Source organism: Sphingomonas sp. P3_C5 (assembly GCF_056402635.1).
The window spans coordinates 1,279,474-1,285,907 of sequence record NZ_JBFUHA010000001.1; the positions used below are offsets into that span (position 1 = coordinate 1,279,474).

Consider the following 6,434-nt stretch of genomic DNA (forward strand, 5'->3'; position numbering starts at 1 on the left):
TGAGCTGACGTACCGGTCGCCTGCAATGGCTTGCTCTGGACACTGCCATTCGGCCCGTCGCGTTTTCGCGGGTAAAGCCTTAATTCAGGTTTACATTCTATTCTCGGTTTGTGATGCGAAACCAGGGCGTTGCGCATCGCGGCGTTGATGTGAGGCGAGTTATGCGTAAGCGTTGGGGGGTGGAAGTCGCCAGGGACTGGTGGGCGGCCCAGCCATGGCCGATGGGGTGCAACTTCACCCCTTCGGATGCGATCAATCAGCTCGAAATGTGGCAGGCGGAGACGTTCAACCTGCCAATGATCGAGGCCGAGCTCGCTCTCGCCGCGTCGATCGGCATGAACGCAGTGCGCGTGTATCTCCACGATCTGCTGTGGATCGACGATTCCGCAGGCCTGCTGCGCCGCATCGACGATTTCCTTGCCGTGGCCGACCGCCACGGCATCCGGACGATGCTCGTGCTGTTCGATTCCTGCTGGGATCCTGAGCCAGCGCTCGGTGTCCAGCCGCGCCCGACCCCCGGCGTCCATAATTCCGGCTGGGTGCAGGCGCCCGGCATCGCCGCGCTGCGGGACCCGTCGCAGCACGCCAGGCTCGAAGCCTATGTGAAGGGCGTCGTCGGCCGCTTCGGCAAGGATCAGCGGGTCTTCGCCTGGGATATCTGGAACGAGCCAGACAACGGCCCCGATGTGTCCGCCTGCGACGCGACCGAGCTTGCCGCCAAGGCCGATCTGGTCCTGCCGCTGCTGCGCGAGGCCTTTGGCTGGGCCCGCGCGATGGACCCGATCCAGCCGCTGACCAGCGCCATCTGGCTTGGCGACTGGTCTTCCCCCGATCGGCTGACCCCGCTCCAACAGGCCCAGACCAGCCTTTCGGACGTCATCTCCTTCCACAATTACGGTGTCGCCGAGGACTTCCTCCAGCGCATCGAATGGCTGAGCGTATTCGGCCGGCCGCTTCTCTGCACTGAGTTCATGGCGCGCCCGGCTGGGAGCACCTTCGAGGCGATCCTGCCGATCGCGAAGGAAAACCATGTCGGCGCCTTCTGCTGGGGCCTGGTCCGCGGCAAGACCCAGACTCATCTGCCATGGGGGTCCTGGGAAAACCCGAACCTCGCCGGCTTCGAAGAGAAGTGGTTCCACGATATCTTCGAGATCGGCGGCGTTGCCCATGATCCCAACGAGGTCGAGTTTCTGCGCCTGCTGAGCGCCATCGATGTGAAAACCCGGCACTGGCCGCTTGTCGGGATTCCCGGCGGACCCACGCCTGAGGCGCCGGTCGAAGAAGCGGAGAGGGACTCCAGGGCGGCCTGATTCCGCCCTCGCGTCCCTTCGCGGGCGCGATATGTCCTTTTGGCCCCGTTGTGGCACTATGCCCCGACTGCGACCCGCTGGGCGTCGCGCGCGTCACGCTAGCAAGGCCGCAAGATCGTGGATTTCTCGTTCACTCAGGACCAGCAGAATATCCGCGACGTGATCCTCAAGCATTGCACCAAATTCCCCGACGAATATTGGCTCGAACGCGATCGCGACGGCGTTTTCCCCGAGGATTTCTACCGCTCGGTGGCGGACGCAGGCTGGCTCGGTATCGCCATGCCGGAGGCCTATGGCGGATCGGGACTGGGCATCACCGAAGCCGCGATCCTGATGCAGGCGATCGCTGAATCCGGCGCCGGAATGAGCGGCGCCTCTGCCGTCCATATCAACATCTTCGGGCTCCAGCCGATCATCCTGTTCGGCACCGAGGCACAGAAGCAGCGCTCGATCCCGGGCATCATCAGCGGCGAGGACAAGGCGTGTTTCGCCGTGACTGAGCCCAATGTCGGCTTGAACACCACCCAGCTCAAAACGCGGGCCGAGCGGAAAGAGGGCGGCTATCGCGTCAACGGCGAGAAGATCTGGATCTCGACAGCCCAGGTCGCCAACAAGATGCTGCTGCTGGCGCGCACCACGCCGCTCGACCAGTGCAAGCGCAAGACCGACGGGCTGTCGCTCTTCTACACCGATTTCGACAAGGCGAAGATCGAAACCCGGCTGATCCACAAGATGGGCCGCCACGCAGTCGATTCGAATATGCTGTTCTTCGAGGATCTGTGGATCCCCGAGGCGGATCTGGTCGGCACCGAGGGCGAGGGTTTCAGGATCATCCTGCACGGCCTTAATCCGGAGCGGGTGCTGCTGGCGGCTGAAGCGGTGGGCCTGGGGCGCGTGGCGATCCGGCGGGCAGCCCGCTATGCCCGCGAGCGGATCGTGTTCGATCGGCCGATCGGCCAGAACCAGGGCATCCAGCATCCGCTCGCCAAATGCTGGGCGCAGCTCGAAGCCGCCAATCTGATGGTGATGAAGGCAGCCACTTTGTTCGACAAGGGCGAGGAGTGCGGCGTCGAGGCCAATGCCGCCAAATATCTCGCCGGTGAATTCGGGTTCGAGGCGTGCCACACAGCGATGTTGACGCTTGGCGGCATGGGCTATGCGCAGGAATATCATGTCGAACGCTATCTGCGCGAAAGCCTGATACCCAGGATCGCACCGGTCAGCCCGCACATGATCCTCAACTATCTCGCCGAGAAGGTGCTTGAACTGCCCAAATCCTATTGAGCATATCGGCGGCACGCGCTGCCTGGATCGGATGACGCAATGACGACTGACGCTACACCGCTGAAGATGCGCTCCTGGCTGTTCGCACCCGGAGACAGCGAGAAGAAGATGGAGAAGGCGGCCGCCGGTTCGGCGGATATCGCCATATTCGATCTCGAAGATGCGGTCACGCCCGAGGAAAAACCAAAGGCGCGGACGATGGTGCGCGCATTCCTCGATGCCCAGCCCGAGGATCGTTCGCGGCTGTGGATCAGGATCAATCCGCTCGACGGACCGCATGCACTGGCCGATCTGGCGGCGGTCATCCCCGGCCGTCCCGGCGGGATCATGCTGCCCAAGGCGCGCGGACGCGCCGACGTCGAGCTACTCGACCATTATCTGTCGGCTTTGGAGGTCTCCGCCTGGATCGAACAGGGCTCGACCAGGGTGATCGCCCTCGTCACGGAGACTGCGGCGGGCATGTTCACGACAGGCGACTATGCCGGCGCGCCGCGGCTCGTCGCGATGACCTGGGGCGCGGAGGATCTCGCTGATGCGCTGGGGGCGAGCGAGAACTGCAACCCCGATGGCAGCTATGCCTTCACCTATCAGCTCGCGCGAAGCCTCTGCCTGCTCGGCGCGGCGACCGCCGGGGTCGCCCCGATCGAGACGATCCAGGGCGATTTCCGCGACCTCGAGACCCTGCGCAAACGGGCCGAGCAGGTCCGGCGCGATGGCTATCGCGGCATGCTCGCCATCCATCCGGCGCAGGTCGATGTGATCAACCAGGCGTTCAGCCCGAACGCGGACGAGATCGCCGCTGCGCAGGAGATCGTAGATCTGTTCGCTGCCAATCCCGGCGTCGGCACGATCGGCTACAAGGGCGGCATGCTCGACCGGCCCTATCTGGCGCGCGCCCAGGCGCTGCTGGCGTTGGCGGAGCGGAGCTAACCGCGCCGCCAACGCGCCGGCTCACCCCATCGTCGGGATAACAAAGCTCTGGTCGAGCACCGCGCCGCCGCTTGGCCAGCGCTGGGTGATGGTCTTGGTCCGCGTGTAGAAGCGGATGCCGTCCATCCCGTACTGGTTGAGATCGCCAAAGCCGGAGCGCTTCCAGCCGCCAAAGCTGTGATAGGCGACCGGCACCGGGATCGGCACGTTGATGCCGACCATGCCGACCTCGACGCTGCTCGCGAACTTCCGCGCGAAATCGCCATTCCGCGTGAAGATGGCGACGCCATTCCCATATTGGTGGTTGGTCGGATAGGAGACTGCCTCCTCGAAGGTCGCTGCGCGCAGGATCTGCAGCACCGGCCCGAAAATCTCCTCCTGATAGCTCTGCATCTCCGGCGTGACGCGGTCGAGCAACGTCGGGCCCATATAATAGCCATTCTCATAGCCCTGGAGCGAAAGCCCGCGCCCGTCGACGACCAGCTCGGCGCCCTCGTCCACTGCCATCTGGATATAATTCTCGACCCGCGCCTTGTGCTGCGCGCTCACGACCGGGCCGTAATGCGCGTCCGGATCAGTCGGTACGCCGACCCGCAGATCGGCGATCGCTGCGATGAGCCTCTCGCGCAGTCGCTCGGCCGTCGCTTCGCCGACCGGCACGACCACCGGCAGCGCCATGCAGCGCTCGCCCGCCGAGCCATAGGCAGAGCCGATGATATCAGCGACCGCCTGGTCGAGATCGGCATCGGGCATCACGATGCCATGGTTCTTCGCGCCGCCCATGCACTGCATGCGCTTGCCGTTCGAGGCGCCGCGGCCATAGACATATTGGGCGATGTCGGACGAGCCGACAAAGCTCACCGCCTTGATGTCGGGATGGTCGAGGATCGCATCGACCATGACCTTGTCGCCGTGCACGACATTGAGGATGCCCTTGGGCAGCCCCGCTTCGAGCGCCAGTTCGGCAAGCCGCACCGGCACTGAAGGATCGCGCTCGCTCGGCTTGATGATGAAGGCATTGCCCGATGCGATCGCCGGCGAGCACATCCACAACGGGATCATCGCCGGGAAGTTGAACGGGGTGATGCCGGCGGCGATGCCGATCGGCTGGCGCATCGAATAGACATCGATGCCGGGGCCCGCGCCCTCGGTATATTCGCCCTTCAGAAGATGCGGCACGCCGCAGACGAACTCCACCACTTCGAGCCCGCGCTGGATGTCGCCCTTCGAATCGGCGATCACCTTGCCATGCTCGCGCGACAGCAGCTCGGCGAGCTCGTCCATATGCTGCTCGATCAGCTCCTTGAAGCGGAACATGATGCGCGCGCGGCGCTGCGGGTTGGTCGCGGCCCAGGCCGGCTGCGCCGCCTTGGCGCTGGCCACCGCTGCGTCGAGCAACGCCGAGTCACCCAGGGCAACCTGCGCCTGGACCGTGCCGATCGACGGATCGAAGACATCGCCCAGCCGCGAAGGCGCCGCAGTGGTGGAAGCGCCGTCGATGAAATGCTGAATCACGCGCATTCGGGAATCCTCTCATTGGTTGCGCCCCCGATAGCATTTGCATTGGTGTCCATATATACGGGCATTATGCAAAACAGCTGTGCGAATATGTGAATGCTGAACTGGGACGACCTCCGGCTGTTCCTGTCAGTCGCCCGTAGCGGCAGCTTCGTCGCGAGCGGCCAGCGTCTCGGCCTCAACCACACGACACTCGCACGCCGCGTGACCGCGCTCGAACATTCGCTCGGCACCAGATTGTTCGATCGTTCGCCACGCGGCGTGCAGCCGACCAAGGCCGGGATGGAACTGCTCCACCACGCCGAACGGGTCGAGGAGGAGGTGCTGTCGGCCGGCCGCAGCGTCGAGGGGCAGGACGAACAGGTTTCGGGTGTTGTGCGGCTCTCGACCACTGAGGCGTTCGGCACCTCCTTCATCGCCCCGCGCGTGCATCTGCTCAATGCGCAGCATCCGGCGATCGAGCTCGAGCTTGTCCCCGAATCGCGTGCGGTGAACCTGTCGAAGCGTGAGGCTGATATCGCGATCAGCCTCCACCGGCCGGATCATGGCCGGCTCCAGGCCGCCCGGCTGGTCGACTACCGGATCGGGCTGTTCGCCTCGGAGGATCTGCTCGCCCGGACAGGCCCGATAGAGACCCTCGCCGAGCTGCGCAGCCAGCCCTTCATCTCTTATATCGAGGAGATGATCGACCTGCCTGAGCTGCGCAATCTCGATCAGTCGCTGTCGCGGCGCTGCGTTTTCCGTTCGAGCTCAGTCACCGCCCAGATGGAAGCCGTGATATCGGGGCTCGGCTTCGGCCTGCTGCATTGCTTCGCGGTCAACCCGCGCATGCGTCTCGTGCGTGTGCTCCCCGAGGTGGTGGAAGTGGTGCGCAGCTACTGGATGATCGTCCACACCGATCTCGCCCGCGTCCCGCGCATCCGCGCAGTCGCTGATTTCGTCGCGCAACAGGCGCGAGCACAGGCATCCCGGTTCTGACACTCCGCTATCTGTACAATGTTCTGTACATGCTGGAAATGTCAGCGCCCGGCATGACATTTCCAACACGCACCGGGAGATTCAGCCCCTCAGGCTGTCCGGCACCACACCGCCATTCTCGGCGAGCTTCGCCATCACTGCCTTGTGCAGCGCGATATTCTCCTCAGCGCTGCCGTCCGCACCGACATGCACGTTCAGCTCGTCGGCGAGCCCCTTCCGCGCAGTGAGGCTCGAATCGAGATCGAGCAGCTTCAGCAGATCGACGATCGACGTCTGATAGTTGCCGCCGCCACCCTTCATCGAGGCCATCTCTGCCAGGACCACGCCGACATCTACATTCTGCGGCACTGGCGCCGGGGCGGGCGCCGGCGCAGCTGGGGCGGCGGCAGCGGGCGCCGCCGGCGCGGCCGGTGC

General features: G+C 64.5%; 6 protein-coding genes. 4 read left to right on the forward strand and 2 right to left on the reverse strand.

From position 1 onward, the window contains the following. Positions 1–161 precede the first annotated feature (161 nt). From AC1DVS_RS06095 to AC1DVS_RS06105, 3 genes are all read left to right on the forward strand, one after another. Positions 162–1,310 carry a cellulase family glycosylhydrolase gene (locus AC1DVS_RS06095; protein WP_478021160.1) on the forward strand — a complete coding sequence of 383 codons (1,149 nt, stop codon included), beginning with the start codon at positions 162–164 and terminating at the stop codon, positions 1,308–1,310. 117 nt (positions 1,311–1,427) lie between these two features. Then, positions 1,428–2,594: an acyl-CoA dehydrogenase family protein gene (locus AC1DVS_RS06100; RefSeq protein WP_478021162.1), complete on the forward strand. Its 1,167-nt coding sequence runs from the start codon at positions 1,428–1,430 to the stop codon at positions 2,592–2,594. A gap of 39 nt (positions 2,595–2,633) precedes the next feature. Further along, complete coding sequence (locus AC1DVS_RS06105; protein WP_478021164.1) at positions 2,634–3,524, forward strand: HpcH/HpaI aldolase/citrate lyase family protein; 891 nt, start codon at positions 2,634–2,636, stop codon at positions 3,522–3,524. A 21-nt stretch (positions 3,525–3,545) separates the two neighbouring features. Here the strand turns inward: AC1DVS_RS06105 and AC1DVS_RS06110 are convergent, their stop codons facing one another. Beyond that, positions 3,546–5,045, reverse strand: a complete 1,500-nt coding sequence (locus AC1DVS_RS06110; protein WP_478021166.1) for a CoA-acylating methylmalonate-semialdehyde dehydrogenase — start codon at positions 5,043–5,045, stop codon at positions 3,546–3,548. 93 nt (positions 5,046–5,138) lie between these two features. Between AC1DVS_RS06110 and AC1DVS_RS06115 the strand changes: the two genes are divergently transcribed. Beyond that, positions 5,139–6,020: a LysR family transcriptional regulator gene (locus AC1DVS_RS06115; RefSeq protein ID WP_478021167.1), complete on the forward strand. Its 882-nt coding sequence runs from the start codon at positions 5,139–5,141 to the stop codon at positions 6,018–6,020. An 81-nt stretch (positions 6,021–6,101) separates the two neighbouring features. Here AC1DVS_RS06115 and AC1DVS_RS06120 read toward each other — a convergent pair. Beyond that, the coding region (locus tag AC1DVS_RS06120) for a DUF3597 family protein (protein ID WP_478021169.1) at positions 6,102–6,434 on the reverse strand (333 nt) is incomplete at its 5' end.

Bases quoted from the DNA above. Each gene is read 5' to 3' on its own strand.
- AC1DVS_RS06095 (WP_478021160.1), top strand. From the start codon at position 162: ATGCGTAAGCGTTGGGGGGTGGAAGTCGCCAGGGACTGGTGGGCGGCC.
- AC1DVS_RS06105 (WP_478021164.1), top strand. From the start codon at position 2,634: ATGACGACTGACGCTACACCGCTGAAGATGCGCTCCTGGCTGTTCGCA.
- AC1DVS_RS06110 (WP_478021166.1), bottom strand. From the start codon at position 5,045: ATGCGCGTGATTCAGCATTTCATCGACGGCGCTTCCACCACTGCGGCG.
- AC1DVS_RS06115 (WP_478021167.1), top strand. From the start codon at position 5,139: ATGCTGAACTGGGACGACCTCCGGCTGTTCCTGTCAGTCGCCCGTAGC.